The organism is Luteolibacter sp. Y139, assembly GCF_038066715.1.
In the GTDB taxonomy this organism is placed as follows: domain Bacteria; phylum Verrucomicrobiota; class Verrucomicrobiia; order Verrucomicrobiales; family Akkermansiaceae; genus Haloferula; species Haloferula soli.
This window is the reverse complement of sequence record NZ_JBBUKT010000004.1, coordinates 311,300-337,873: the sequence shown is the minus strand read 5'-3', so window position 1 is coordinate 337,873 and position 26,574 is coordinate 311,300. Positions and strand designations below refer to the sequence as shown.

22 protein-coding genes and 1 tRNA gene are annotated in these 26,574 nt (G+C 61.8%); 10 read left to right on the top strand and 13 right to left on the bottom strand.

What is annotated here, in order from left to right:
* The first annotated feature begins 155 nt into the window (after positions 1-155).
* On the top strand, positions 156-3,074 hold the full coding sequence (gene secA, locus WKV53_RS12560; RefSeq protein ID WP_341404944.1) for a preprotein translocase subunit SecA: 2,919 nt from the start codon (positions 156-158) through the stop codon (positions 3,072-3,074).
* A gap of 185 nt (positions 3,075-3,259) precedes the next feature.
* On the opposite strand, the gene WKV53_RS12555 is transcribed toward secA, so the two are convergent.
* The gene (locus tag WKV53_RS12555) at positions 3,260-4,564 is read right to left on the bottom strand and encodes a DUF1501 domain-containing protein (protein ID WP_341404943.1); all 1,305 of its coding nucleotides are present in this window, start codon (positions 4,562-4,564) and stop codon (positions 3,260-3,262) included.
* A 22-nt stretch (positions 4,565-4,586) separates the two neighbouring features.
* Positions 4,587-6,131, bottom strand: coding sequence for a DUF1800 domain-containing protein (locus WKV53_RS12550; protein ID WP_341404942.1), 1,545 nt, complete (start codon positions 6,129-6,131; stop codon positions 4,587-4,589).
* 122 nt (positions 6,132-6,253) lie between these two features.
* Here WKV53_RS12550 and WKV53_RS12545 point away from each other — a divergent pair, with 122 nt between their 5' ends.
* Together WKV53_RS12545 and WKV53_RS12540 are read left to right on the top strand one after the other, a co-directional pair.
* Positions 6,254-7,714, top strand: a complete 1,461-nt coding sequence (locus WKV53_RS12545; RefSeq protein WP_341404941.1) for a sulfatase — start codon at positions 6,254-6,256, stop codon at positions 7,712-7,714.
* Between the two features lie 266 nt (positions 7,715-7,980).
* The gene (locus WKV53_RS12540; RefSeq protein ID WP_341404940.1) at positions 7,981-8,409 is read left to right on the top strand and encodes a hypothetical protein; all 429 of its coding nucleotides are present in this window, start codon (positions 7,981-7,983) and stop codon (positions 8,407-8,409) included.
* 1 nt (position 8,410) lies between these two features.
* Here the strand turns inward: WKV53_RS12540 and WKV53_RS12535 are convergent, their stop codons facing one another.
* The 5 genes from WKV53_RS12535 to WKV53_RS12515 form a co-directional block, all read right to left on the bottom strand.
* A complete protein-coding gene (locus tag WKV53_RS12535) occupies positions 8,411-8,998 on the bottom strand; it encodes a SprT family zinc-dependent metalloprotease (protein ID WP_341404939.1) in 588 nt (195 codons plus the stop codon).
* Positions 8,999-9,064: 66 nt separating this feature from the next.
* Positions 9,065-9,319: a DUF167 domain-containing protein gene (locus WKV53_RS12530; RefSeq protein WP_341404938.1), complete on the bottom strand. Its 255-nt coding sequence runs from the start codon at positions 9,317-9,319 to the stop codon at positions 9,065-9,067.
* Between the two features lie 9 nt (positions 9,320-9,328).
* Positions 9,329-10,015, bottom strand: a complete 687-nt coding sequence (locus tag WKV53_RS12525; RefSeq protein WP_341404937.1) for a hypothetical protein — start codon at positions 10,013-10,015, stop codon at positions 9,329-9,331.
* A 64-nt stretch (positions 10,016-10,079) separates the two neighbouring features.
* A complete protein-coding gene (locus WKV53_RS12520; protein ID WP_341404936.1) occupies positions 10,080-10,847 on the bottom strand; it encodes a hypothetical protein in 768 nt (255 codons plus the stop codon).
* A 22-nt stretch (positions 10,848-10,869) separates the two neighbouring features.
* Positions 10,870-14,487, bottom strand: a complete 3,618-nt coding sequence (locus WKV53_RS12515) for a hypothetical protein (protein WP_341404935.1) — start codon at positions 14,485-14,487, stop codon at positions 10,870-10,872.
* Between the two features lie 552 nt (positions 14,488-15,039).
* On the opposite strand from WKV53_RS12515, the gene WKV53_RS12510 reads away from it, so the two are divergent.
* On the top strand, positions 15,040-17,478 hold the full coding sequence (locus WKV53_RS12510) for an MFS transporter (protein ID WP_341404934.1): 2,439 nt from the start codon (positions 15,040-15,042) through the stop codon (positions 17,476-17,478).
* Positions 17,479-17,581: 103 nt separating this feature from the next.
* Here the strand turns inward: WKV53_RS12510 and WKV53_RS12505 are convergent, their stop codons facing one another.
* Complete coding sequence (locus WKV53_RS12505; RefSeq protein ID WP_341404933.1) at positions 17,582-19,132, bottom strand: hypothetical protein; 1,551 nt, start codon at positions 19,130-19,132, stop codon at positions 17,582-17,584.
* 250 nt (positions 19,133-19,382) lie between these two features.
* On the opposite strand from WKV53_RS12505, the gene WKV53_RS12500 reads away from it, so the two are divergent.
* The 6 genes from WKV53_RS12500 (at position 19,383) to WKV53_RS12475 (ending at position 23,381) form a co-directional block, all read left to right on the top strand.
* Positions 19,383-19,988 (top strand): CDP-alcohol phosphatidyltransferase family protein, encoded by a 606-nt coding sequence (locus tag WKV53_RS12500; RefSeq protein WP_341404932.1) that lies wholly within the window; start codon positions 19,383-19,385, stop codon positions 19,986-19,988.
* A 207-nt stretch (positions 19,989-20,195) separates the two neighbouring features.
* Positions 20,196-20,408, top strand: a complete 213-nt coding sequence (locus WKV53_RS12495) for a hypothetical protein (protein WP_341404931.1) — start codon at positions 20,196-20,198, stop codon at positions 20,406-20,408.
* A 125-nt stretch (positions 20,409-20,533) separates the two neighbouring features.
* Positions 20,534-21,079 carry a helix-turn-helix domain-containing protein gene (locus tag WKV53_RS12490; protein WP_341404930.1) on the top strand — a complete coding sequence of 182 codons (546 nt, stop codon included), beginning with the start codon at positions 20,534-20,536 and terminating at the stop codon, positions 21,077-21,079.
* On the top strand, positions 21,058-21,792 hold the full coding sequence (locus tag WKV53_RS12485) for an AzlC family ABC transporter permease (protein WP_345789654.1): 735 nt from the start codon (positions 21,058-21,060) through the stop codon (positions 21,790-21,792). Before WKV53_RS12490 ends, WKV53_RS12485 begins: the two co-directional genes overlap by 22 nt.
* Positions 21,785-22,129, top strand: coding sequence for an AzlD domain-containing protein (locus WKV53_RS12480; protein ID WP_341404928.1), 345 nt, complete (start codon positions 21,785-21,787; stop codon positions 22,127-22,129). The genes WKV53_RS12485 and WKV53_RS12480 overlap by 8 nt, the downstream gene beginning before the upstream one ends.
* A gap of 103 nt (positions 22,130-22,232) precedes the next feature.
* Positions 22,233-23,381 carry a DUF4062 domain-containing protein gene (locus WKV53_RS12475; protein WP_341404927.1) on the top strand — a complete coding sequence of 383 codons (1,149 nt, stop codon included), beginning with the start codon at positions 22,233-22,235 and terminating at the stop codon, positions 23,379-23,381.
* A 338-nt stretch (positions 23,382-23,719) separates the two neighbouring features.
* Here WKV53_RS12475 and WKV53_RS12470 read toward each other — a convergent pair.
* The 5 genes from WKV53_RS12470 to WKV53_RS12450 form a co-directional block, all read right to left on the bottom strand.
* Positions 23,720-23,806 (bottom strand) — tRNA-Ser (locus tag WKV53_RS12470).
* A gap of 40 nt (positions 23,807-23,846) precedes the next feature.
* Positions 23,847-24,716: an HvfC/BufC N-terminal domain-containing protein gene (locus tag WKV53_RS12465; protein ID WP_341404926.1), complete on the bottom strand. Its 870-nt coding sequence runs from the start codon at positions 24,714-24,716 to the stop codon at positions 23,847-23,849.
* Between the two features lies 1 nt (position 24,717).
* On the bottom strand, positions 24,718-25,563 hold the full coding sequence (gene bufB, locus WKV53_RS12460; protein ID WP_341404925.1) for an MNIO family bufferin maturase: 846 nt from the start codon (positions 25,561-25,563) through the stop codon (positions 24,718-24,720).
* Between the two features lie 81 nt (positions 25,564-25,644).
* On the bottom strand, positions 25,645-25,944 hold the full coding sequence (locus tag WKV53_RS12455) for a hypothetical protein (RefSeq protein ID WP_341404924.1): 300 nt from the start codon (positions 25,942-25,944) through the stop codon (positions 25,645-25,647).
* 89 nt (positions 25,945-26,033) lie between these two features.
* On the bottom strand, positions 26,034-26,540 hold the full coding sequence (locus WKV53_RS12450; RefSeq protein ID WP_341404923.1) for a DoxX family protein: 507 nt from the start codon (positions 26,538-26,540) through the stop codon (positions 26,034-26,036).
* Between the last annotated feature and the right edge of the window lie 34 nt (positions 26,541-26,574).

Here is a 26,574-nt window from a genome sequence, read left to right as displayed (position 1 = left end):
GCATGGCACATGACACCGGGTCCCTGATGGGCCCGTGCATTCCATTCCATCCAAGTCCATTTCATGACTCTTTTCCCGATCCTTTCCCTTTCACTCGTCGCGCTGGCCTCGCCACGCCGGGTCCGCTTCACCTCCAACCTCAACTTCCGCCGTCCATGATCCAGTGGCTCTTCCCAAAACTTCTCGGCGGCAAGGATGAGCGCGAGCTCCATCGCCTGCGCCCCATCGTTTCCCGCATCAATGAGATCGAGGAAAAGCTCCAGCGCGAGCCGGCCGGGAAACTCCTCGAACTCACGAACTCCTGGCGCGAGCACCTCTCCCGCTACCATCCGCTCGAAGTCCCGACCCGGGTCCAACTCGATCTGATGACCAAGGCGGAACTCGAGACCGTCGCCGACTCCATCGGCAAGCGCTTCGAGCGTCTCGCCCGCGAGTTCTCCGTCCCATCGGTGGTCAACGCGAGCGTCCAGGGAATCGAAAGCGCCAAGGCCGCCTTCCTCGACGTCGAGGAAAACTTCGCCAAGCCACGCGCCAAGTATCTCGACAAGATCCTGCCCGAGGCCTGCGCCGTGGTAAAGAACGCTGCCCGCCGCCTCGTCGGCACCGAGGTCCCCGTCAATGGCCACCCGCAGCGCTGGAACATGGTGCACTTCGATGTGCAGCTGCTCGGCGGCGTCGCCATCCACCGCGGCATGATCGCGGAAATGCAGACGGGCGAGGGCAAGACGCTCGTCGGCACCATCCCCGTTTTCCTCAATGCCCTCACTGGCCTCGGCGTCCACCTCGTCACGGTCAATGACTACCTCGCCCAGCGCGACTCGGAGTGGATGGGCGCGCTCTATCGCTCGCTCGGCCTGACCGTCGGCTGCCTCCTGAACCAAATGCCGCCGTGGCAGCGCCGCGAGCAGTACAACTGCGACATCACCTACGGCACCAATTCCGAGTTCGGCTTCGACTACCTGCGCGACAATGGCATGGCCTCCACCAAGGACGAGCAGGTCCAGCGCGGCCACTACTTCGCCGTCATCGACGAAGTCGACTCCGTGCTCATCGACGAAGCGCGCACGCCGCTCATCATCACCGGCCCCGCGCCGGACTCGTCGCAGATCTTCGAGCAGCAGAACAACGACGTCGAACGCCTGGTGAAGCGCCAGACCGAACTCTGCAACCAGCTCGCCACCGAGGCGAAGAAGCTGCTGGAGGAAGGCAAGAACAAGGAAGCCGGCCTTGTGATCTACAAGCTTCACCTCGGCCAACCGCGCAACCGCCAGTTCCTCCGCCTGATGGAGAATCCGGAACTGCGCCGCTTGCTGGAAAGCACCGAGCTCCTCTTCCACCGGCAGATGTTCAAGAAGGATCTCCTGACCCTGAAGGAGGAGCTCTTCTTCGCCGTGGACGAGAAGTCCCGCGAGGCCGATCTCATGGAAAAGGGCCGCCGCTTCCTCGACCCCGAGAACCCCGACTCCTTCACCATCCCGGACTCGGGCGCCGAGCTCAGTGCCATCGAGGCCAACCCGGACCTCAATGCGGAGCAGAAGGCCATCGCCACCACCGCCGTGCTGAAGCGCCGCGAGGAGCAGGCCCTCCGCGTCCACGCCATCAACCAGCTCCTCAAGGCTCACTGCCTCCACGAGCGCGACGTCCACTACGTCATCCGCGATGGCAAGATCACCATCGTCGATGAAAGCACCGGCCGTGAAATGGAAGGCCGCCGCTGGTCGGATGGACTCCACCAGGCGGTCGAGGCGAAGGAACGCGTGAAGATCGAGCGTGAGAACCGCACCTACGCGACCATCACCATCCAGAACTACTTCCGCCTTTATAAGAAGCTGGCGGGCATGACCGGCACCGCTTCCACCGAAGCCGCCGAGTTCCACGACATCTACAAGCTCGACGTCCTGCCGATCCCGACCAACGCCAAGAACCTCCGGGTGGACGAGAACGACCAGATCTTCAAAACCCGCCGCGAGAAGTACAACGCGGTGGTCGCGAAGATCGAGGCCGCCCATGCCAAGGGCCAGCCAATCCTCGTCGGCACGGCCTCCGTGGAAGCATCCGAAACCGTCTCGCGCATGCTGAAGCGGTCGAAAATCCCGCACACGGTCCTCAACGCGAAGTTCCACGAGCAGGAAGCCGAGATCGTCTCCCGCGCCGGCGAAAAAGGCGCCGTCACCGTCGCCACCAACATGGCCGGCCGCGGCACCGACATCAAACTCGGCGAAGGCGTCGCCGAACTCGGCGGCCTCTTCATCATTGGCACCGAGCGCCACTTCACCCGTCGCGTGGATCGTCAGCTTCGCGGTCGTTGCTCCCGCCAGGGCGACCCCGGCCGAGCCCAGTTCTACGTCTCACTTGAAGACGACCTCATGCGGAATCACGCCGAGCCGGCGCAGATGGCCGCGATGATTGAACGCGATGGCAAAGGCTCATCCCTCGGCAAGCTCGTCGAGACTGCCCAGCGCACGCTCGAGCAGCGCGACTACAAGGGCCGCAAGCGCGTCCTCGACTTCGACGACGTGATGAATCTCCAGCGCGAGATCGTTTACGAATACCGCAACGACGTCCTCGGCACCGGCGACATGCGCCGCCTCGTTCACGAGGTCATCTCGGAATGCGTCACTGCCAAGGTGCAGGAGCACCTTGCCGAAAGCGACTCACAGGAGCCAGATCTCCGGCCGCTCCTCGGTTGGCTGCGCCAAGGGCTGAACCTGGAAGTCTCCGAAGAAGAGCTCGCCGCCGCCGGCACCGCACGCATCGCCCCACTCATCGAAAAGAAGGTCCGCGACGCCTACGACAGCAGCCTGGCAGCCCTGCCCGGCGAACGCGTGGACCGCGAGGAGCGCAATCTCGTTATCTCCGCGATCGACGGCTACTGGCAGGAACACCTCCGCGACATGGATGAACTCCGCGAAGGCGTCTACCTTCGCGCCCAAGGCCAGAAGGACCCGCTCATCGAGTACAAGATCGAAGGCTTCGAACTCTTCGCCACCCTGATGGGCTCCATCAAACAGCAAGCCCTCCTCAGCCTACTGCGCTTCTCCAGCGCCGTCGCTGCCCACCGCGCACAAGGATAAGACCACCTTTCATGGTAGCGCGGAATTCATCCGCCCGAGCCGCCCACGGGCGTCCGGCGCGGATGGGTTCCGCGCATCTTCTTTGGATCCGAGCGCAGCGAGTTAAGGAGTGTCGACGTTCCGTCGACACGGTGTGGACGGAACGTCCACACTCCTTACTTCCTCCCGCCGGCTTACGCCGCCCCTCACCCGATCATCCCCAGCTTCGCAAAGTCCCCGCGCAGAATCGGCTTGGACGATGTCTTCAGCCAGCCCTCAAGCACCGACGCATACACGCCCCGGAAATCCACATTGTGCTTCAGGTCACCCTGATCGAGTTCGGTAAGGCTCGGATAGGCACCAAAGAGCCCGCCCTTCACCGCATCACCGGCGAGGAACATGCACGAGGCACGACCATGGTCGGTGCCGGCGCTCGCGTTCTCCGAAACACGGCGGCCGAACTCCGAGAACGTCATCAGCACCACCCGCTTGTCATTCCCCTGCTCCTTCAGGTCCGCGAAGAATGACTTCAGCGCGCGATCCAACTGCCCAAGCAAGCGGTCATGCGAGTTCACCTGCTGGTTGTGGGTATCGAAGCCACCGTGGCTCACATAATACACCCGCGTCGGCATGCCACCGGCGATGAGACGTGACACCATGTTCAGGCTCCGCGAAATCGGCGTGCCTTCATAGTTCACCTTGGACTTGTACTTCGACGCGAGCTCCAGGATCTTCGCGGAGCTGACCCGCGCATCCATCGCCACGCGTTCCAAGAAGGCCAGATTGCTCTCACCCTCGATGCCACCCACCTTGCCGCCCGCGGGCATGTCGATCGAGGCGCCATCCACGGGATTGTCATCATCCTCCGGCGAATTGAGCGAGGCAAAGAACTCCTCCGCCTGCGCCTTCTCGCCACCGCCGTGAATCCACCGGTAAAGCTCGGGCGAACTCAAGCACACGCCCGGATTCTTCGCCGCCCCGAAGGACTCCGGCTGCGTTTTGTTCAAGCTGATGCCCACCGTCGGATCGGCACCATCGCACGCATTGTCGAAGTAGCGGCCGATCCACCCCGTGCTGGAGCGGTTCTGAATGTCCGCCGTCTCCCAAATCGAAGTCGACACGAAGTGCGAGCGGTTCGGATTCGGATAGCCGACCCCTTGCACCACGCCCAGGTTGCCCTCCTTGAACAGGCTCCCCATGAAGGGCATCGCGCCATTGAGGCCGACGTGATCGCTCAGCTTGATGATTTCCTTCTCCTTCTTCCCCAAACTTGGGCGGGCACTGTGATAGGCATCGTCGGCATAGGGCACCAGCGTGTTGAGCCCGTCATTGCCGCCCGCGAGCTGAAGTACGACGAGGATCGTACCATCTTTCCCGGTCACCGGCTGGGTCGCCAGATCCCTGGCACCCATGTGAAGGTCGGCGAAGGTTCGCTCGACAAACATCGGCACGGTCCACGTCGCCGAAGCACCGAGAATCGTGGAGCGGAGGAAGTCACGTCGCGTTTTCATCGGAGGAGAAGAGTCAAAGGTTTCAGTCGAGCTGATAATGCGGGGTGCTCAGCATGAGGTGGCAGAGCTCGCCGACCTCCTTGTTGGTGAAGATCGCGCCCTTCTTGGACACGGCGTATTCGATGAAGGCGCCGCGCTCCTTCCCGCCAAGCGGGGCCTGGAAAAACCGCTGCACCAGCGAGTCCACCAGCTTCTCGGGATCCTCCCGCAGAGGACGCGGGGCAATCTTCTCGTAATCGGGACCAGCCCAGGTTCGTTGCGCACGATCCAGAAGGTTGGCCACGCGCATCTGCTTCTTGTCCATTTCCTGGTCCATCATCGCGTCGCCATTGTCGGCGAGCTGTGAGGACTCCTGCGCGCCCTTGGTGATGAAGCCGGCCACGTTGTATCGGGTCAGCAGCGTGTTGGTATTGATCCACGCCTTGCCCCAGTCCCATCCCGCCACGTTCGGCGGCATGAAGAGCACCTGCCCGAGCTGGAGCTGCGCATTCACCGTATAGCCCTGCGGCGGGCTCTCCAGTTCCAGCTCCTTGAACATCTGCACCAGGAACTGGATCGGGCTCTTGATCTGGTTGCGGACGATCTTGTCCGAATAGAAAGCCTTCGAGCGGAAAATCTCCCGCAGCAGCGGCTCCACCTTGAAATCCGCGGCCTTGAATGACTTCGCCAGCGCATCCACGCCTTCTTCCGGCGGATCCTCCGCGGCAAAGTATTCCCAAAGCTTCTTCGGCACATAACGCGCCGCGGCCTCTTGCGCGAACAGCAGGTCGATCACATCGTCACCGTCAAACTTGCCCGACTTCCCGAAGATCTTCTTCTCACCCTCATCCCACTGCCGCTTGTTGTGCACCACCGTGCCATTCAGGCGATTGAGACTGTAGCCGGTGAACGCACGCGCCGCTTCCTTGATGTCCGGCTCGGTGTAATTCCCCTCACCCAGCGTGAAGAGCTCCATCACCTCACGCGCGAAGTTCTCGTTCGGCTGTCCCTTCTTCGAGGTCTGCGTGTCCAGGTAGAGCATCATCGCCGGATCCTTCAGGATCGAGTGCGTGAGCTCTTTGAACGAGCCCGTGGCGTTGCGGCGGAATAGCTCGTTCTGCATCACCATCAGCACCGGCTGCTTCACCTTCTGGAGCGAGGTGGCGAAATGATCGTGCCAGAACAGCACCATCTTCTCCCGCAGCGGCGCCTCCGTCTTCAGCATCCGACGGAACCACCAGCCCTGCGCCTCAATCCCGTGCTGCCGCTCGGTGCGCTGCTGCTTCTGTCGATACTCCTTGCGAACCTTCTCCGCTTCTTCCGGGGAAAGGTCGCGCGTCGCACGGCGGATTTCCTGGAATTGCTCCTGCCGCTCCTTCATGTCGGCCAGCGCCTGGTCGTGGGTCGCCCACGCCGGCAGGTTGAAAGCGTCCACGGGCTCGGTCGGCGCGAGCAGGCTTTCGACAGCCTTGTATCGGCCGAGCGCGTGGAAGCTCTCGATGTCCTTGGGGGATCCCCCGAAGCCAGCCCGTCGCAGCAAGTGCGCGGCTTCTTGGATTGTCCATTCGTCAGGTGCAGCAGGTAACATGGTCGGAGGAAAGACGGGTTACGTGGGAAGGAACCATCCCCACGTGGTCCGGGTTGCGGACCATCGCGAAGGTTTGGATTTTTCCCAAAGGTTTCCTGAGCCAAGTGCGTATCGCCCGGCCCATGACGCGCCTCTTCCTGTTCCTCGCCCTGTGCGGCATCGCCACCGCCGCGGATCGGCCTAACGTGTTGGTTTTCCTCGTCGATGACATGGGCTGGCAGGACACCTCCGTCCCCTTTCATCACGATACAGCAGGCAAGCCGGTCCCTTCCGACCTCAATCACCGCTACCGTACGCCGAACATGGAAAAACTCGCGGCGCAGGGCATGAAATTCACCCGCGCCTACGCCCACCCGGTCTGCACGCCCTCCCGCATCACCCTCATGACCGGGAAAAACGCCGCCCGCCACCGCGTCACCAATTGGACCAGCCCCGACGGCACCGAAACCGGCGACAACGACGTGAAAAACCTCCGCTCGCCTGATGGGTGGGGCAAGACCGGCATCTCGCCCGATGAAAAAGCACTGCCCGCCCTCCTCAAGCAAGCCGGCTACCGCACCATCCACTGCGGCAAGGCCCACTTCGGCAGCAAGGGCGCCTTCGGCCAATACCCCCAGGCACTTGGCTTCGAAATCAACATCGCCGGCAACGAAATCGGCCACCCCGCCTCGTATCTCGCCAAGCAGGACTTCGGCAAAGGCTCGAACCACGTCACCGGCCTCGACAAGTGGCAAGGCAAGGACGGCTTTCTAACAGACATCCTCACGCAGGAGATGAGCGCCGCCATCGAAGCTTCCGTGAAGGACAAGAAGCCATTCTTCGCCTACATGGCGCACTACGCCGTCCACGCCCCGTTTATGGAAGACCCGCGCTTCGCCGCGAACTACCCCGACCTCCCACCCGCCCAACGCGCCTACGCCACCTTGATCGAAGGCATGGACCGCTCGCTCGGCGACTTGCTCGCGAAACTGGACTCACTCGGCATCGCGGAGAATACCTTCGTGCTCTTCCTCTCCGACAACGGAGGCGATGGCCCGATCCCGAACAACAACGACAAGCCCATCATCTCCGGCAATGCCCCGCTGCGTGGCAAGAAGGGCATGCGTTACGAAGGCGGCATCCGCGTGCCGATGATCGCCTCATGGGCAAAACCCGGACCCGCCAACGCCTTCACCATCGCCCCCGCCTCTCACGAAGACGACCTCGTCGCCCTCGCCGATGTCTTCCCCACCCTCGCCGATCTCGCCGGCATCACCGACGCCAAGCCCTGGGACGGCCACGACCTGCTGCCCTACCTGAAAGGCGACACTACCTATCATCGCCCGCAGTGGCTCGTGACCCACTTCCCCCACGGCCACAACAACGACCACTTCTCCATCCTCCACGAAGGCCAATGGAAGTTGATCCGCAATTGGGCCGACGACTCCTCCGAACTCTACGACCTGGCCAACGATCTCTCCGAGTCCAAGAACCTCGCCACCGAACAGCCCGGGCGCGCGAAAGCCATGGCCGAAGAGCTCGACCGGCGGCTGGATGAATACGGCGCACTACGGTCCAAGGTCGTCGGAAAGGCCGATCAATAACAGCCCGTGGAAGCCCCAGACCCCCAGGGGCCACGTAAGTGACCGGATCGTCACAATGTAGGGGCCGCCCCCTTGACGTCCGTGGGAGGAATCCCTAGCGTTTCAATTGATTGTGAATACGGCCCTAACGTCCTCCCCGACTGGTCAAACCCAAGTATCAGGCATGTGCGTGGAGGTTGGGAAAATGTTCCCGACGAATGCGACCCGGTTGTCACCATCATCGGCTGGCCGATGGCGATGAAAACCGGTTCAAAACCCAACAAAACATGACCTCCCCGTCTTCCCGGAACCTGTCCATCGACAAGGCCTTCCTGCTTCGCAAGTTCCCCGAGCTCGCCCGCCTGCTCCGCCAAGGTTACGACCCTGACGAAGTGGGTCAGGCGTGGCTGAACCGCGCGCGGCAAGCCGCCTCCCGCCAGCAGTCCCAGCGCCGCCACATCGGCGTCGAGGAAGATTGGGAGCAAGCAAAGGAAGTGCTCCACCAAGTGCTGCACACCACCAATCCCGACTTCAATGTCATCCGCGGCCTCCTGTTTGCCCGCCCCGGCATCACGACTCCGGTCTTGGTTTCCACGCTCAGCCTCTGGCTGGCCGGCCACCTCGGCCTGTCGCTCACCATGGTCACGCCACTCGTCGCCGTGATCCTCTACGAGATCGCCACCGGAGAAGAAAGGTCGCTGGAAGCGACGGTCTGACTCACAGCTTCTCCTCCAGCAGTTGGAAGCGGCGGTCGTAAAGGCCGCCGCTGTATTTTCTACAGCAGGCGTAGCACGCAACGACCCGGGTGATGCGCTTCACCCGCCGGATGGTCGTCAGGCACTGCGGACAGACGTAGCCGAAGTTCCGCTTCATCCGCTTGCGCTTGAAGGGAAGCGTGTGGAAAGGCTGCTCGTTGGGAATGCCAAGCTCGGCACACGCCGCGCGCCACTCGGCGCCGTGGACCTCGATGCGGCGGCGGCCCGCACGTTCATAGGCCACCAGATGGGCCAGCTCATGGCGGAGCGTCCGCCACATTTCTTCCGGCGGCTGATCCTTGAGCTTGGGATTGAGTTCGATCAGGCGATCCGGCCACCACGCACGACCGGCGGTCGTTTGCATGCGCGCGTTCCACGTCACGTTCACCTTCCGCGCGAGTTCCGGAAGACCCAGGAATTCCGCCTTCTCACGGCACCACTCCGTCAAGCCACCATCAACCTTTGCGGGCTGCCGGCGAAGACCGGACGGAGGCGCGACCCGGGGATTGCTTCCCCAGTTGATTGACCATTGACGGAACAGCCACGCCATCCAACCGGCATCTAGCAAGTCGCTTGCCGACTGGCAATAGGACAGCAGTAAAACATCAGGAAATTTTCATGATCCATCACCAGCGCCATCCGGCAGCGTGAATACCTTCACCCGTGAGGTGCTGCCCTTCGCGAGGATCACCTGCGATTTCGCCACGCCGAAATGCTTCGCCAACACTTCGCGCAGCGCGGCATTCGCCTTCCCCTCGCTCGGCGGTGCGGCGACTTTCACTCGCAGCACTCGCCCGGCACGCGGATCATCTTCCCATCCGATGACCTCGCCGGCACGGGCGTTCGGCACGGCGAGGACGCGGATCTCCACGACTCTTGCTTACGGAGGCGTCGCGACATCGCGGAAGCCGCGGATATCCACGAGCTTGGTTTCCGGATTGTCGGTAATGACTTGCAGCACGCGCTTCCCTCCGGGATTCGGCCACGCTCCGGACGAGAACAATTCCCATTGGCCAGCGACCTCACAGGTCCCCTTCAGGGCGGAGGACTGGGCCTCGTTCACCGGTGGATTCTCGATGTTCCTGATCTCGCCCGGCTTGAAAGCGAATTCCTTCTTCTCAAGCTCCAGCTTCACCGGCAGCGAACTCAGGTTCGCGATCTTGAACGAGCCCGGCGGGAACGCCTTCTTGCTATCGTCGATCACCAGGATCTTCGAAGTCGGGCTGCCGGCCTTCTCGGGCACGAACAGCAGGATCACCGTGCCGCCCTTCGCGGGCAGCGTGCAGGAACCGATCAGCTGCGCCGGATCCTTCACACTGGCGGCACCCGCCTGCGTGGTGATCACGAGCTTCGGCCCCTTGAGCTTCAGCGCCACCCCGTCCTCGTTGAGGAAGGACTTCACTTCCAGCACTCCGGCATCGGGAGCGCCGCCATCCTGATGGATGTGGACTTCCGGACCGGGATTGTCCTGGCCCAGGGTGATGCCACGGACTTGGTACTCCTGGCCGTAGGCGACGGTGGCCGAAAAAAGTGCCGCGGCCACGGCGGCGAAAGAACGAGCATTCATGGGTTGCTTGGGTTGGGAATGAAAAACGCCGCCGTTCCCGAAGGAAGGCGGCGCGTGAGGCCGGTCAGAACTCGTCGCCGGCAACATCGCGGATACCGCGTATCTCAACCTGCCCGCTCGCTGGATTCAAGAACAGAAGCTGTAGCGACCGCTTCGTGCCGGGATGCGGCCAGATCCCGGAGGCGATACGCACCACCTGCCCGTTGGCCGAGGTGTATGCATTCATGGCGGAGGCATTGTTCACTCCCACCGGCGGATCTTCGATGAGCTTGGTCTCCCCGCTCGCGAAGTCGTAGTTCTTCGTCTCGAGCTGGATGCGGACACCGTGCGGGCTCAGGTTCAGCACCTTGAAGGAACCCGGCGGGAAGGCGCGCTTGGAGTCATCCACGACCAGCACCCGGAACGGCGTGTCGCCTGGCTTGCCGGTGCCGGGCAGGAACATGAAGATACCGCTCTTGATATTGGGTGGCACCTTCGCCTTCGCGACGATGTTAGCCGGGTCCTTGAGGCTGGCCGGGTCCGCGCTCTTCGAGAAGATGAGGCTCTCCGCCTGGGTCGGCTGCAAGTTGAACTCGTGGTTCAGATAGCTCTTCATGTCGATCTTCACCGCCGGGACCTTGCCACCGGTGGCGGGATCGTGGGCGTAGACCTCCGTCGGCGGGGTATCCAGTTGGAAGGACAGGCTGCGGATCTTGATGCCCGGCGCCTCGGGCTTGGGCTGGGCTTCGCCACCCGGGGCTGGGGCCGGGGCCGGCGCGGGTGCCGGCGGCTGCTGGGCATGAAGCGGAAGGACGCAGGCAGCAACGGCCAAACAAACGTGATGGATTTTCATGACGGGTCGATTCCTCAGAGCATCACACCTCCTCCGGAGAAAGCCAGCGGAACGATGTGATGACGAAACGACGGCCAAAGCGGATGTTCGACTCCTTGGTAAGCTGGGAAGTCTTCAGCTCCGGGTTGTCCTTGGTATCGAGATACTCCGGCACGCGCTGCACGATCGCCTCGCACCATGCCTTCGCCTCCACGGCGCCATCCTTCGACTTCGACTCGCCATAGGAGCGGATCCGGAAGGTATCGCCGCGGACAGTGATCACCGGCGCCAGCGCCATCAACAGGTCGCCCTGCGTGAGGATCGACGGTGCGCCTTCGGCCGACTTGCCCTGGCGGGCCGCAGCATTCGCGATGCCGGTGAGCGCCGCTGGGTTCGGAGGCGAGACCACGGAGAGATCCTTCGAGTCCTGATTGTGGTAGCTGTCGTTGATCTTCGACTTGTCGATCGCGGTCTGGAGCAAACCGGCAAGCACCTGCATGCCACTGGCGGCACCGAGACGGCGGTTGACGAATTCGGCCACCGAAAGCGACGGTGCATGGTCTTGCTCACCGCGGGCGCGGATCTCGTCCACGATCTTGTTGGCCAGCGTGTCGATCTGATCGTCGTCCAGGGCCCGGAAGCCAGCCCAGCGGACCGCTCTACCGGCGACGTCGAGGCCGGCGGTCTTCGAGGTCGCATCCGGGTTGCCGGCGATCGGCAGGCCGAAGCGCGAGAAGCCGGTCTTCTTCTCCTCGGACATGTCGACCAGCGACCAGCCCTTGAGGTCGGAACCCCGCAGCGAACTGAGCATGGCCTTCCATGCCGGCACCGAGTCGGAGTTCACGTTGAAGGGACCTTCGATTCCGAGCACGCTGCCGATCCGCTTGGAAAGCTCCTCGTCGGAAAGCGAATCGAGCTGGCTGGACTTGTCCTTGGCGGAGCCGTCGCCCTGGAGCATCGGCATCAGGCGCGGATTGAGCAGCTTGCGGGTTCCACCCAGGAACTCTTCCAGCATGCTCTTGCGGTTCGGGCCCTGCACCATCGAGTTGGAGAAGGTCGCCACCGTGGAGAAGTAAGAGGTATCCCACAGCGCGTCGTTGATCAGGAACGAGTGGTCCAGCATGTCATACGCCGTGCGGGTCGTAAGGCCGAAGCTATCCGTCGGAGCCTTGCGGCTCACCGCATTGGCCGGGATCAGCGGATGGGCGCGCGAGTTTCCGAGGGCGTGGGTCACACGTGGCAGGTTCGAGCTGGAAACTAGGTTCGCGGAAATCAGGTCACCCAGGCTGGAGGCCGGCAACAGCGGCACGCGGAACATCGGCACGTTCGAGACGCCGCCTTGTGAGTATGGAGTCGAGCCGTAGAAGCCGCGCTTGGTGGCGGGATCGAATTCGATGCCGCCCGGGTTGCTGTTGAAGTCCTGCACTTCCTCGAAGCGAAGGTCATAGGAGTCCAGGGCGTTGCCCACGCGGGTGGAGATCTGCTCGGCACCTTCCACCACCGGGTGGTTGTGAAGCCACGGCATCGAGAAATCCAAACTGGACTTGGTGGTCTTCGCCGTCATCGAGAGGATGGCGAAGGGCGACTTGCCGCCCACCGTCTTGTCCTTCGGGATTTGAAGGATGCTGCCGACGCGGAAGGTCCGCTTGATGGTCGGGTTGCTCGGGTTGGAACTGATCTCGGTGGTCGGATTGCCCAGCTTGAAGCGGTAGGACCGCAGCATGTCACCCGAGACGTCCTCGGTCGAGCTGGCAACCTGACCGGCGAGCAAGTCGACCTCGAAGTCGGGCAGGGTCGGGAGCGCCGTCGGGCGGCCCGGGCGGGCTTCCACGCTGAAGGTGTCCGTCAGCTTGATCAGGACAAAGCCATCACCCTTTCGTGCCGGATTTTCGAAATCATAGAGAGTGCTCAGCGGGCGCCGGTTGTCCGAGTAGCTCAGGTGGTCCACCTGCAAGCCCGCGCGCGGGTCCCAGCCGGGAACGGTTTCCAAGCCGAAGTTGTTGCCGGTCCGGTTGTCGCGGTTGCCGAAGTTGTTGCCCGCATTCCAGTCGAAGAAGGCGCGCGGGGTGTAGCCGCCGGCGGTTTCCTTTTCCCAGTTCCAGTCAGCCTCGACCCATGGCGAGAAGACCTTCACTTCGCCCGGCTGCAGCACGATCTTGTTGCCGGGCTGCGGATTGGTGGCGGCCCCTCTCGTGTCCGTCAGCAGGAAGGAGAAGTAGCGGCGGGCATTTGCGTCGAACTGGTTGCTGATCTGAAGTCTGCCCAGCCCATGGTAGTTTCCGGTAGCGTAGTCGTCCCGGAGCCAGGCGGCATTCTTCTTCATCCCGAAGAGCACCGGCGGATCCCAGATGCGCACCCGCAGCTTGGTCAGGTCCAGCGCCACGTCGTAGGGATTGTAGAGCGTGATGACCGGGTCATACGCCAGGTGCGGCACACCATAGTTGGTGTTGCCCTTCGGGTTGCCATTCGCGTTCCACCAGTCCACGCGATCCTGGATGTGATTGTAGTGCGAGACCATCGAGAACATGATCTGCAGCTTCGCGATCACCGGCATCATGCGCTCCACCGAGGGATTGGTCCGCAAGCCCGCGAAAGGGGTCTTCTGAATCGCCAGGTCCGTCGAGTTCAGCGTGATCTTCGGCTGTCCCGTGGCCGTGGCAGTAACCCGCTTGTTCAGCTGGTAGTGATACTTGAGATAGTCCCAGCGCGGGGCTCCGTCGTTCACCGTGTTGTAAAGTGTGACCTGGTTGTTGACCAAGTTTGGCGAGGCGGTCGAAGATTCGAAAACCGTCGTCAGGTCGGTCTTCAGGCCACCGTCGATCGTGTTCGTCAGAAGTCCCACCGAGCGCGAGGTGAGATCGGCCTGATACTTCAGGATGTCCTCACCCTGCTCCTTGCCGACCGCCACCACGGCGCTGTCGAGCGAGACGATCTTGGCCGGATCGCCAAGCTTTGCGGGCGCGAGCGCCGGCACGATATCCTCCGGACGGGCACGGCCGGGCGCGGTGCGCCGGGCAATCTTCTGGCCATCGGTCGTTGGATGGGTGTCAGGAAGCTGGATCGGAGCCTTCTGGCTCTCGTCCATCACCGCCCATGCGAAGGTTCCCAGTTGGCTGTCCGAGGTCTCGACCGGCACCTTGGAGGCGCGCAGGGCGGGTCCGGTGGCACCGTTGCCCTGCGGCTGGCCCACCGTATCCGGATTAACCATCCACACCGGGTCGGAAAGCGTGTTGCCCGGCAGCGAGGTATCCATCGCGCTCTTCGGATCCTTGGTGGAAACCAGCCAGCCGCGGAACTTGTCCGCCTTCTCACCATAGTTGGGGGAATTCGATCCCGGCGTCCAATGCCAGCTGTGCCAGGCACCCACCAGATTCGGCTCGGCGGAATTCTTGCTGATCGAGGAGGCGCGCGCCGAAATTGCCTGGTCCGGGCCAAGCGAAGTCTGCAGCTCGCCGATCGCCAGCATCAGGGCGAGCCGCGCATTCGACTGGGCCTCGGCACGTGCTTGGCCGTTGCCGCTGGCACGCAGGGAAATCGAGGACAGTCCCAACAGTCCAACCGCGAGCACGGTCAGTAGCACCATCAGGGTAAGGGAAATGACCAGGGCAAATCCCCGGTCTCTCGGGCGAAGACGGCGACGTTGGGCTACGTTGGGTTTCACGGGGAAAATCATGTACTTACTTTGAGCATACATCAAACCCGTTTTTCTGTCAGCGGGGGTTTTCCCGAAATCGCTGCGTGGGTTCGGACGGAATCAGAAATAAAGTGGGGCCACGTGACTGACGTGTTCCCTTGAAAGTTTTGACAAGGTACCACCGTTTCGCGCGGCCGCTTGTATCCTTGCGTGTTACGGGTGTATGAAATCACCAAACCCGGTTTTTCAGCAGCCTCGTCAACCGGATATTTGAACCTGCGGGCGGCAGACGGCTTCACGGGATTGCCAGATGGTGGCGAAAGGAGGCAACCGCCCCCCGGAATTCTCTCAACAGCGCGGCTCGCACCCGTTTTCTCGGTGCATTGAGACTCTAACTGCGCCTGCCAAAAAGTAATCAAGACGACCACCCTCCACCTCATTCCTAACCGCGTCCACTCGGGAAGCTACGCAGCCGGGAATTTGCACGATTTTACAGATATCGCTGCTTTTTCCCGCTCTGACACGGCGATGAATATCACGCTTCCCGCCCGCGGGGTATCTTCCTAACGTCCCGCCCGAATGGAAGAAGCGCCGGAAGTGGAAAAAGAGCCGACGCGGCGTGAATGGACGGGATTCTGGAGCTTGATCGCCCAGCAGACGCAGAGCGCCTTCAACGAGAAGGCCGCCCAGTTCCTGCTGATCCCGCTTGGCGGCTGGCTGATGGGGAAGGACTCCAAGATGGAGCTGATCGCCCCGCTCCTCCTGTCCCTGCCCTTCCTGCTCTTTGCCCCGCTGGCCGGCTGGCTGAGCGATCGATTCCCCAAGCGGAACGTGCTGGTGGCCTGCGCCGTCACCCAGTTGGTCATCCTCGTCGGACTCTGCGGAGCCATGGCGGCCCAGAGCTTCCAGGCGGCCATGGTGTGCTTCTTCACGCTGGCGGTGCTCACGGCTTTTTTCAATCCGGCCAAGACCGGCATCGTGAAGGAACTGGTGGGTTCCCGCCATCTCGGCTTCGCCAGCTCGATCCAACAGATGACCGGCATGCTGGCGATTCTGGCCGGGCAAATCCTGGCCGGTCTCGCCTTCGACCACCGCCTGCACGGCAGCAGCGATGGCTGGCAGGCCGCTCGCGGTCCCCTGTGGGTGATCACCGTCCTCGCCTTGCCCCCCTTATTCTTCAGCCTGCTGATTCCCCGCACACCCCGCGGAGAAGCCGACCGGCTCAGCCCCAGGCTGGCCTTCCAGCATTTCCACCAGATGAAGGATCTGTGGCGGAATCCCGAGCTGCGACGCAGCTCGGTGGGCATCGCCTTCTTCGTCGGCTTCGCCACCTTCATCCATGTCTGGTCGCTCGGCGTGGCCAAGGAACTCACCAGCGGCACCACCGGCTTCGGCACCGCCGCGTCGAAATACATGATCGCGAACTCGCTCGGCATGGCGAGTGGCTTCGGCGTGGCCTCGGTACTGATGCGGCGGCGCATTGAACTCGGCTGGGTGCCGCTCGCGGGCATCGCCATGACCATCGGCACCTTGTTGCTGGCGGTGCCGGATCCCTCCGGCCGCGGCTTTCTGCTGGTGCTCGGCTTCACCGCATTTTCGGCCGCCGTGTTCCTCGCTCCGCTGAATGCATTCTTCCAGGATCGCTGCCCGGCCGAGCACCGCGGCGAGCTTCTTGCAGCAGCCTACTTGCAGGAATGCGTGGGTGCCATCATCGCGGCCCTGGGGCTCACCGCCATCAGCTACATCCGCCCGCTTGCGGGGAACCCGTGGTGGCTCGGCATTCACTTCGCGCTCATCCCCACGGCGCTGATCTGCGGCGCCGTCACCGTCCACAGCGCCCGCCTGGTCCCGGCGGAATTGGTCCGCGTCGTTGGCCTGACCATCCTCCGCCTGATCTACCGGATCCGCAGCTCCGGCACGGAGCACTTCCCGCAAAAGGGCGGCGTGCTCCTGCTGCCGAATCACATCACCTGGGCGGACGCCTTCTTCCTCACCGCCGCCTGCCCCCGCCCGGTGCGCTTCGTCATGGAAGCCGGCTTCACCGGCAATACCGCCGTCCGGCTCTTCAGCCAGCTCTTCGACACCGTCCCCATCACCTCCTCCAAGCCTCGTGAAGCCCTCCGCGCCTCCGCCGAAGCGCTGAAGGAAGGACACGTGGTCTGCATCTTCCCGGAAGGCCAGCTCACCCGCACCGGCACTCTCCGGGAACTCAAGCGCGGCTTCGAAATCATCGCCCGCCAGGCCGGCTGCCCGCTCGTCCCAACATGGACCGATGGTGCCTGGGGCTCCATCTTCTCGTTCGAAGGCAATCGCTTCTTCACGAAATTCCCGCAGCGCCTGCGTTACGGCATCAGCGTCGGCTTCGCCCCGCCGGTGGACCCGAAGGACGCGGACCTGGAAGGCATCCGCCAGGGAATGATGAAGGCCTCGGCCATCGCTCTCGCCGAACGCGCCGGCGACCCCGCCCAGGCCAATGCCCTCCAGCTCTCCCACATCAACGCTCTCCAGCGCGGCGCCGACTTCGGAACCCTGGACTCCGATCCACTTCCCGACGCCCTCCCCGGCCTCGCGATCTTCGAGAAACAATTCGACGCGATCCGTCGCGAGTCACCCTATCCCGACCCCAGCTCGGAAAACCACTGGCTCGGGGGCAATGCCCTGCGCGAAAAGATCGAGTCCTCGAAGCTCCAGCCCGGCGGCGTGTTCTTCGACTTCAGCGACCGCGCCACCGAACCGCTCGCCCACCCCGGCTGGCTTCATTGTCCCTGCCTCGCCATCGGCGGCGTGATCGTCGCCATGTCCATGCCCGATCCCCCGAAAGCCCACCCCGGCAGCCAGGAACAACCGGGCCGCAAGCCCGGCTCCCACGGCATCCTCCTCCCCGGCTTCTGGCTCGACGGCACCACCCTCCAAGGACCCGCCGTTCCCAATGGCCTGCCCCTGCCCGATGGCACCACCGTCGATGAAGAAGGCTTCGTTTTTCTAACACGGGACCAGCGAAGCGCAGCCCCGGCCTAAGGGGTGTCGACGTTCCGTCGACGCGGATCTACTACGCGCACCGTAACTCGGCCAGCGCCTCCGCTGCACTGATTCACCATACATCCCGGCCCCTATTTTCGCCTCACGGCCCCACCGTATTCACCCGGAAAAAATCCTTCGCCCCCGCACTTCCCCCCGCATCAATCACCGGCCCGAACGTCGCCTGCCCCGAAGCATTCAGCGTGATCACGGCAATCGTCTGCCACGCATCCGAAACACCCAGATTGGATGACGCCTGAAGATACACGACACCCAGCGGCACCCCGCCATTGATCGTCCCGCTGACCGTGTAGTTCGCCCCAACCTTCCCAATCACCACGTTCTGCAACCGCAGCGTATCCCCTGGCGGAGCTATCACCCTCTGCAGCGCCAGCGAACCGGCACCACGATTCGACGCCCACAGAATCCCACCATTCGGCAAGGACGCGATATCATAAACGGCCGGCAGCCTCACCGCCGCATCGGAAACCGTCCGCTGCGCCGTCGCATCCGCCTCCGCCGTCCCGACCAACTTCGAGCGCACCGCCACCACCGCGCCCCCTTTCACCTCTTCCCAGAAAATCGCGGCGGCGTCCCCATAACGCGCGATCCGCGGAAAAATCGCGAAGGTAGTCGCCGGATAACTCGTCAACCACACCGGCGTTCCCGCCACGCCTGACGGCGTGATCTCCACATAGCGGACGTCGAAGTTATTCCGGGTGAGCTTGGTGCTATAGACCACACCGAAGTTCCCGTTCGCCAGCTTCACCATGCCGCCGGTCTGCGTGCTCGTGGTGTTGTTGCCCACCGTCCCGCTGATTGGGAAATACTCGGTGTTCCCCACGAACGAAGTCGCAGCCCCGTCCAGCCATCGCCCGAACACCAGCGCTCGCGGGAAAGCATCGCCATGAGCCAGCGTGTAGAAATTATTCCCGTCCACCAGCAACCGCTGCTCGAAGTTGTGGCTGCAGTACCACTCCGACGTTAGCGCGGGTGTGACCGTGCCCAACACCCCGCTCAGGCTACAAGTCACCACATGGCCACCCTGATGCCGCACGCCGTCGCTGTACTTTTGGGTGTGACCCGTATACGCGATCAGTCGTTGCGTCGCGGGATTGAAAACCATCCGGCCACTCGAAAACGTGCCCGGTTCGCCCTTCGCTCCCACCTGGTTCTTGTCCACCGTTCCGAACACGAGGGTGGAAAAAATCGTCGCCCCCGCGGAACTGACCCGCGCGATCCAATACTCGAAGTCAGCCCCGTTCGTCGCATTGTTCTTCGCATACGAGATCGCGAAACTTCCATCGCTCGGGATCCGCGTGAACCCCACCAGCTTCGTCGCCGACTGCAACACCACCGGATCGGTCCGCCCTGTTAGATTGCCCGCCGCATCCAACGACAGGATCGAGATCCCCGTTCCCGACGAGTTCAGGAAAGCGACGTTGCTCGTGTTGTCCGCATTCGCGGCCAGGATCACGGATGGCCTGAATCCATAATCGGAAACGACCGTATGCGAAGGCTCGGCACCGGGAAACCCGGTGACGGAGATCACCTTCGTCTCCACCGTGGTGATGGGTGTCAGTGCGGCCAAGCCCGCGCGCAGGGGCAGCAACAGAAGCGCGGCAAGCAGACCGGGATAGTGCAAGGGTTTCATGGCTTCAGCTGGGTGCTTCACCTTTCCCGCCCCTTGGCCGATGCGCTTTCACCGATGTTCCGATTGCCCATCTTCCAAGATGTAGGTTTGGCAATCTTGAAGTTCACGGGAAGTTCCGGAAAACGCAAACGACGATGATCTCCCGCCGTTTGTAACGACGGCCCGGCCTTCATCGAAAATCCCGATCCAGCCGCTCTCTCAATCGATACCCTCCTCGGATCGTCACCGGGATACAAGAGGGATCACCATCATGGCTCCCGATCTTCCCCGACGAAATCGCCTCCTGCTGAAAACCCCGCTGCTGCTCACCTTGCTCCGCGCTCTCCTCGCACCGGTCGTGGCGGCTCTCGCAATGCATGGTCCCCATCCCGCGGCCTTCGGCCTCTGCCTCACGCTCGCCTTTTTCTCGGACATCTTCGACGGCGTCATCGCCCGCCGCTTGCAGGTGGCGACACCCGGCCTGCGCCGGCTGGATAGCGCCGTGGACACGCTGTTCTACACCGCCGTCACCTTCGCCGCCTGGCATCTCTATCCGGAGGCCATTCGCGCCCACTTCCCCGCCCTGCTCACCCTCGCCGCCCTGGAACTCACCCGCTACGCCTTCGATTTCGCCAAGTTCGGCCGCGAGGCCAGCTATCACATGTGGTCCTCCAAGCTCTGGGGCATTTCCCTCTTCGCCGCCTTCTTCGCCCTGCTGGCCCTGCGCCAGACCGGGGCATGGCTGGCAGTGCCCGTCTACCTCGGCATCATCGCCGATCTGGAAGGGCTCGCCATTTCCTGTGTCCTGAGAAAATGGCGGTCGGACGTCCCCTCGCTCTTCCACGCCCTGCGCTGGCGGGAACCCGATCCCACCTGACCATTTTCCCGCATCGCGAGCACAGAACCCAAGCTCTTCAACACATCATTTCCTACGCGATAGCGTAACCTCGGAGGGCTTGAAATTCCGGAATTCTTTGCAAATCTTGCAGCCTATTCAGCAGGTCACGCAGCCCCCACTACCGTGCCAATCGAAAGCCTGATCAACTCCGGAAGACCCCTCGAGGCTTGGGAAGCAATCCAAGGATTGCCCCCGAGGCTCAAGTTCACCACCCAGACGATGCGCCAGCGCCTCCGCTGCGCCACGCTTCTGGGGTGGACCCGGCGCGCGGAGATGCTGGAGAAGGTGATCTCTTCGCCGCCCGCCGTTGATGGTGAGTTTTCGCTCTTGGAGAATTTCCCGGGCCGGGCCTCCAGCGCACGAGAGTCGACGACCCTGCAGCCAGCCGGCAGATCGTAAGCTGGCGGTTCTCTCCACTTTTCGCGGATCGGCTCCGCGTCCGGACCCATCCACTCGATGAGGGTTGACGGCCCCGATCGTTCCTTTTATCGAACGTTCCATAAATCGAACGCCACGCGTTTCCTATGGACCAATCGACTCGCGACATTCTCGGACGGCACCTTCAGGGACTCCGCCTTGAAAGCGGCTTGTCCCTGTCCCAGCTCGCCGCCGACGCCGGAATCGCCAAATCGAACCTCTCGCGCCTCGAACAAGGCCGCGGCAACCCGACCCTCGATACCATCTGGCGGCTCGCCATCCGCCTGAACGTCCCCTTCGGAACCCTCATTGGCCCCATCAGTGTGCCGATCGGCAGCGATGGCGTCCAGGTGAGGCTGCTCGATCAGGGAAAGGACGATCCGCACGTCGATGCCTACTGGATGTCCTGCGCCCCGAATACCCTCCGGGAGGCCGAAGCCCACCTGCCCGGGTCTTCCGAAGTCATCACCATCGTCAGCGGCCAACTCGAAGTCGGCACCATCGGGGACACGAAAATGCTCTCCGCCGGCGAGACCCACACCTTCCGGGCCGACGAACCTCACCTTTACCGCACCGGCGACACTTGGGCGACTTTGCTGTTGGCGATCATCTACGAGAAGCGAGGCAAGTCATGCCCAGCGCCGAAACAGTGACGCCAAGGACAGCTCCTTGGTTAGTGGGAGCGCGCGAAGCGGTCCCTCTGTTAGGCGGCTACATTCCGGTCGCGATTTCCTTCGGCCTGATCGCCGCACAAGCAGGCTTCAATGTCTGGGAAGCCGGTGCCGTCTCCGTCCTCGTCTACGCCGGTGCCTCCCAGTTCCTCTTCGTCGCCATGGTCGCATCCGGTGCTCCTCTCTGGCTCGTGGTCGTGATGAGCCTCCTCATCAATGCCCGCCACCTCGTCTACGGGCCCAACATTGCCCAATGGCTTCCCCGCAGCCGCTGGTGGCCGTGGCTGATGCATGGCCTCACCGATCAGATCTTCGCCCTCTCCCACACCCGCTTGCCGCTGCTGCCCGAAAGCGAAAGGATGGGCTGGTTCACCGGTGCCATGGTCGTGGCGTGGTTCAGCTGGATCGGCGGCACCATACTTGGAGTCGTCGCAGGTGCCGAACTCACCCACCGTTGGCCGCTGCTTGGAGAAGTCATGCCCTTCGCCCTCCCCGCCCTCTTCCTCGTCCTGTTGGCTCCGCGCTTCAACTCACGGATCTGGGCCATCGCCCTCGGCACCACCATTCTCTCAGCACTCCTTCTCAAGCTCTCCGGACTGCCTAATGCCGCGATCCCGATCGCCGCAGCATGCGGAGCCCTGCTTTATCTCGCGGTCGATGCGAAAACCCGGAAAGGAAAAGCAAGCCATGGATAAAGGACTCTGGATCGCCTTGATCGCAGTAGCCGTCGGCACCTTCCTCATGCGTACGCTGCCCCTCGTCTACATGCAGCGACATCTCCAACGGTCTGACAAAGACACTGCGGAGAATATGCCCGCGTGGCTCGGCGTCCTCGGCCCTTCCATGATCGCCGCCATGTTTGGAACGTCGCTGGTTCCACACACAAGCAACACAGCCTCCTGGTCCGCAACCGCCCTCGGCCTCATCGCCACCTTCCTCACCTGGAAGCAAACCAAGTCCCTCGGCTGGCCGATCATCGCCGGTGTTGCAGCCTATGGGATCGTGAAGACCTTGGTGACAGCCACTACTTGAGCCGTTGCGAAAGCCAGTCGGCGATCAGATCGAGCGTATCCTTATTCATCACCAAGGGTAAAGACAGCTTCTTCGCACCGTGCTGGGCCAAAAATGATCCATCTTGAATTTGCCTCATTTTGAATTCATTATCGGTCAACCCCCACCGCATCCAATGGCAATCCCGCGCGTCTTCGTTAGTTCGACCTACTACGACCTCAGGCATATCAGAAAAGGAATCGAACTCTTCATCGATAATTTAGGCTACGACAGCATTCTATTTGAAAGTGGAGACATCCCATTTTCACACGAACAGCCGCTGGATATTTCCTGCTACAAAGAAATCGGAACCTCTCACATGTTGGTTCTGATAATCGGAGGAAGATCCGGATCGAAGTCTTCGGACTCGACCGAGACGCCAGAGCCTGAGGTTGTCGCGGAACAATATCGCCACTACAATTCCATCACCCAACGAGAATTGGAGACTGCCCTGCAAGAGGACATTCCCGTCTATATTTTCGTCGAGCGGGGCGTCGCCGCGGAATATCTCACCTATAAGGAAAATCGCGAAAACGACACCATTCGGTATGCCCACGTCGACAATATACACATCTTCAAACTTTTGGACTTCATTTACTCAAGGGCTCGAAACAATCTAACCAAAGATTTTGAGCACTTAGAAGACATCACTAGCTGGCTAAGATCCCAGTGGGCTGGACTGCTCGGCGACTTCCTAACAAAGCGATCCAAGGAAAGCTCTTTTCAGACTCTCCGGCACCAATTGAAAGATCTCCACCGAATCACCGAAACCTTGAAAGGTTACTCGGAGAATATCATGAGAGGCGTTTCACGAGCAGAGGCGGAGGAGATCATTATAGAAAGCACTGCAAAACTCAGAGACTCCGCGATCCAGGAAGCAATCAAGGACAATCGCGTGGGCAAGCACCTCGTCAGTGACCATGGGGCCGACCCGACAGTTATTGCGAAGATTATCAGTGAGGCGGAAAATTCATTAGATCTTGTCAGAAAGTTCCGGGCATATCCCAACACGAAGCGTTGCAGTTACATTCATTCAGCACTTTCTCATCAAAGTGGAGTCGAGGAGATCAATCTTCTTCGATCAATGCTCGGAGTCCCTCTCTTGGAAGTTCTGCCTGAATCGCGGCGTTATAGGGAAACTGCGCCACCCGCAACGGCAGGGCCATCCCAATCCTCGAAAGCCAACACCAGAAATGGCGAGTCGGGGGGCGAAGCGAAACCCGCGAATGGCTAGAGAATATCAATAATTCCATTCACCAGCTAGCGAGTCGGCACATCGTCAGTCTTCTTCTCACTATCCCGGGTGGCATCTTTGATCGACTCTACGCGCCCGATCTGCATCTGCGACAAGGTCCGCGTCCAGAGCAAGGGCATCGTGAAAATTGTTTCTTAGACCCGCCCAGAGTAGTGACTTCGGCTTACGACCATTTAGCACCTCAATTCAAGTGGCTCAAAATCGACCTCCAAACCCCTCTGTCATTCGTGCCACTCCAAGAACCGCCAGTTACGGATGAATCACCGTCGGGAGTTCCGTTGGGAGCGAACCCAGTTTTCCTTGATAGATCAAGGAAGCGGACAGGGAGGGATTCGAACCCCCGGTACTATTGCTAGCACACACGCTTTCCAAGCGTGCTCATTCGACCGCTCTGACGCCTGCCCCTAAGCGAAAGATCGAGAAGCGGATCATGGAGGAAGCCCTTCACTCCTGATTGGTCCGCGCGCAAAGCCAGCCGAACGACATCCAGGCAGAGAACCACGTCTGCACCTTACCCGGGATTTCCTCCACGGCTTCAGCGGATCCGGCAAAAGCGATCTCGCACGCAGCCCCGAGATTTTCTCCCGCCTGCAATGCCGCGAGCAATCGAAACGCCTCGGGCTCCAGCCGCTTGTAATAGACCCGCAGCTCCGACCGGTGAACCACCAGATGAATCGGCGAAGAAGCTATCTTGGCCTTCAGCCGCACCGGCCTTGTCCTTGGTGATCCGGCCGCCGCTTGCCTCGATGAGTGACCCTCGGCGTGCTTGAGCCGCTTCAGCAGATGATCCACCGGATACTGCAACTCCAGTAGTGAAAGATGCGGCTGCAATCCCAGCACCATCCGCTCCGGACTCCGCGCCGAAAACTCCATCGGATCAATCGCCCGCCGCTGCTCACCATCGAATGCCAGCACCCGCGCCCACTCCACGCTCGCCATCTCAATCGCCAGCGAACCGTAAGGCTCGATCAGCTCCGGATGCTCACGAAGATACTTCACCAGGCCCTGACCGAGATCCCGCAGGTTCCACGAGGTCGATCCCATTTCCGTAAGGTACGCCATCGCCACCCGCTGAAACTTCCTTTCCCCCACCACCGCACGCAGCCCGCTGAAATCTTCCCCGAAGGAACCCAACAGCCGCCACCAGTACTGCTGGTTGTAAATCTGCAAGCGATCCGCGGCGGCAAGCCGGTCGTTCGGCTTCACCAGTTCATCGGCCACGCGCCGGTTCTCCCGGCGCATCGCATCGCCCGGCCCCAGCGGCCTCATCACGGCTTCCGCCATCGAGGCTTGGAATGATGCCAGCGTCTTCATTTCAAGCAGCGGCAGCAGCCTCGGGAAGAAAACGGTTCGCCTTCAGTGCTTCGTGATGCACTTCGTTGAAGCTCGGGATCTTGTCGTCCCACTCCAGCAGCGTCGCCACTCTCCCACAGCGTTGGATCGTCCGCTCGTAGAGCTTCCACACCGGGTCGATGACCGGGTGGTCATGGGTATCCAGGATGTATTTCTTGAACTCGGTGTGACCCGCCAGGTGCGTTTGCGCGACGCGCTCCGCCGGCACAGCATTGACGTAGTCCATCGGATCGAAGCCGTGGTTGCGCGAGGACACGTAGATGTTGTTCACGTCGAGCAGGATTCCGCAATCGGCGGCTTCCACCACCTCGTTGAGGAACTCCCACTCGGTCATCTCGGAAAGATGGAACTCGGCGTAGCTGCTGACATTCTCGACCGCCACCGGGAGCTCCAGGTAATCCTGCACCTCGCGGATATTCCGCGCCGTGGTCTTCACCGCCTCCCACGTGTACGGCATCGGTAGTAGATCGTGGGTGAAGCGCCCGTCGACGCTGCCCCAGCACAGATGATCACTCACCCACGGCGTCCTGGTGCGTTTGGTCAGCGCCTTCAGCTTCTTGAGGTGATCACGGTTCGGGCGCTCGCTGTTGCCGAAGTACATCGAGACGCCGTGCTGCACCACGCGGTACTGCTCCAGGATCTGGTCGAGCACCGCCAGCGGCCGTCCACCTTCCCCCATGTAGTTCTCGGAGATGATCTCGAACCAATCCACCACCGGCTTCTTCTCGAGGATGTGCTGGTAGTGGGGGATGCGCAGGCCGATGCCCACGCCGTAGTCGCAGTGGTTGGTGAATCGTGATCCTTTCATGGCAGTGAGTCCCGTGGTGAAATGAAAAAAAGAAGGAATGGCTCCGGCCACGGATGGCCGGAGCCTTGGACAGGCGTCGGATTACTTGTCCTTCTTCGTCGCCTTGCCATCCTTCATGGCGCAGCCACCCTTGCCCTTGCAGGAGTTCTTGCCGGCGCAGCCATTGTCGCCGCCCTTGCAACCGCCCTTGCCCTTGCAGGAGTTCTGGCCCTTGCAATCATGGGTCTCGCCCTTCTCGTCAGCGGCCTGGACGCCAGCGCTGAAAGCGGAGCCATCCTTGTGCGAACCGGTCGGCACCGAGGGCTTGGCGGCGAAGGCATAGCCTCCGCTCAGGATTCCTGCGATGGCTGCACCGGCGATGATGTTCTTGTTGGTCTTCATGTCTTTGTTCTGTGGTTTCCGGCAATCGCCGGGATGGTTCCGTCCGCGACGTGCAGCCCCCATGGCCGCATCGGGCGGTCGAAAGGGGTTCAAGTGGTCGCAGCTTTCAAAGCCGGCGACGCCAAGCCCGATTTCCGGGCGATAAGATGATCGAGGGAAAAGACCCCGGGTCCGAATACGAGGACCAGCAGCGAGGCCAGCAGGAAGAGGAAAGGCGCGGCGGAGACGAAGGAGTCCGGATCACTGAAGATCCCCTTCACCGCTTCCATGTCCGCCGTCAGGTAGGCCACGACCATCGTGAAGATCAGCGGCACCGCGACGACCCGCGAGGCAAGCCCGGCCAGCAACAGCAGCCCGCCGGCACATTCCGTCGTGCCAGCAAGTACGGCATTCATCGTAGGAAACGGGATCGACAGCCCTTTGAAAAAATCCGCGGTCTGCTCCAGGTTCGCCAGCTTGCCCTTGCCGGTCAGGAAAAACTCCCAGCCCCAATACAAACGGATGGCCAGCAGCAGCGGCGATTGGGCACGGCCTGCGAGAGCGGTGAATTTTTCATGACCACACCGGCCAAGGGAGAGAAGGGAAGTCGCATTCATCTATGGGAGGCGACGAACCAGCCCCGAGTTTGAT

What these genes read in the sequence shown, in the direction of transcription:
- WKV53_RS12510 (WP_341404934.1), top strand. Translation starts at nt 15,040, where the DNA reads ATGGAAGAAGCGCCGGAAGTGGAAAAAGAGCCGACGCGGCGTGAATGG.
- WKV53_RS12465 (WP_341404926.1), bottom strand. Translation starts at nt 24,716, where the DNA reads ATGAAGACGCTGGCATCATTCCAAGCCTCGATGGCGGAAGCCGTGATG.
- secA (WP_341404944.1), top strand. Translation starts at nt 156, where the DNA reads ATGATCCAGTGGCTCTTCCCAAAACTTCTCGGCGGCAAGGATGAGCGC.
- bufB (WP_341404925.1), bottom strand. Translation starts at nt 25,563, where the DNA reads ATGAAAGGATCACGATTCACCAACCACTGCGACTACGGCGTGGGCATC.
- WKV53_RS12525 (WP_341404937.1), bottom strand. Translation starts at nt 10,015, where the DNA reads ATGAATGCTCGTTCTTTCGCCGCCGTGGCCGCGGCACTTTTTTCGGCC.
- WKV53_RS12505 (WP_341404933.1), bottom strand. Translation starts at nt 19,132, where the DNA reads ATGAAACCCTTGCACTATCCCGGTCTGCTTGCCGCGCTTCTGTTGCTG.
- WKV53_RS12455 (WP_341404924.1), bottom strand. Translation starts at nt 25,944, where the DNA reads ATGAAGACCAACAAGAACATCATCGCCGGTGCAGCCATCGCAGGAATC.
- WKV53_RS12540 (WP_341404940.1), top strand. Translation starts at nt 7,981, where the DNA reads ATGACCTCCCCGTCTTCCCGGAACCTGTCCATCGACAAGGCCTTCCTG.
- WKV53_RS12555 (WP_341404943.1), bottom strand. Translation starts at nt 4,564, where the DNA reads ATGAAAACGCGACGTGACTTCCTCCGCTCCACGATTCTCGGTGCTTCG.
- WKV53_RS12545 (WP_341404941.1), top strand. Translation starts at nt 6,254, where the DNA reads ATGACGCGCCTCTTCCTGTTCCTCGCCCTGTGCGGCATCGCCACCGCC.
- WKV53_RS12485 (WP_345789654.1), top strand. Translation starts at nt 21,058, where the DNA reads ATGCCCAGCGCCGAAACAGTGACGCCAAGGACAGCTCCTTGGTTAGTG.
- WKV53_RS12500 (WP_341404932.1), top strand. Translation starts at nt 19,383, where the DNA reads ATGGCTCCCGATCTTCCCCGACGAAATCGCCTCCTGCTGAAAACCCCG.
- WKV53_RS12535 (WP_341404939.1), bottom strand. Translation starts at nt 8,998, where the DNA reads ATGGCGTGGCTGTTCCGTCAATGGTCAATCAACTGGGGAAGCAATCCC.
- WKV53_RS12520 (WP_341404936.1), bottom strand. Translation starts at nt 10,847, where the DNA reads ATGAAAATCCATCACGTTTGTTTGGCCGTTGCTGCCTGCGTCCTTCCG.
- WKV53_RS12550 (WP_341404942.1), bottom strand. Translation starts at nt 6,131, where the DNA reads ATGTTACCTGCTGCACCTGACGAATGGACAATCCAAGAAGCCGCGCAC.
- WKV53_RS12480 (WP_341404928.1), top strand. Translation starts at nt 21,785, where the DNA reads ATGGATAAAGGACTCTGGATCGCCTTGATCGCAGTAGCCGTCGGCACC.
- WKV53_RS12490 (WP_341404930.1), top strand. Translation starts at nt 20,534, where the DNA reads ATGGACCAATCGACTCGCGACATTCTCGGACGGCACCTTCAGGGACTC.
- WKV53_RS12450 (WP_341404923.1), bottom strand. Translation starts at nt 26,540, where the DNA reads ATGAATGCGACTTCCCTTCTCTCCCTTGGCCGGTGTGGTCATGAAAAA.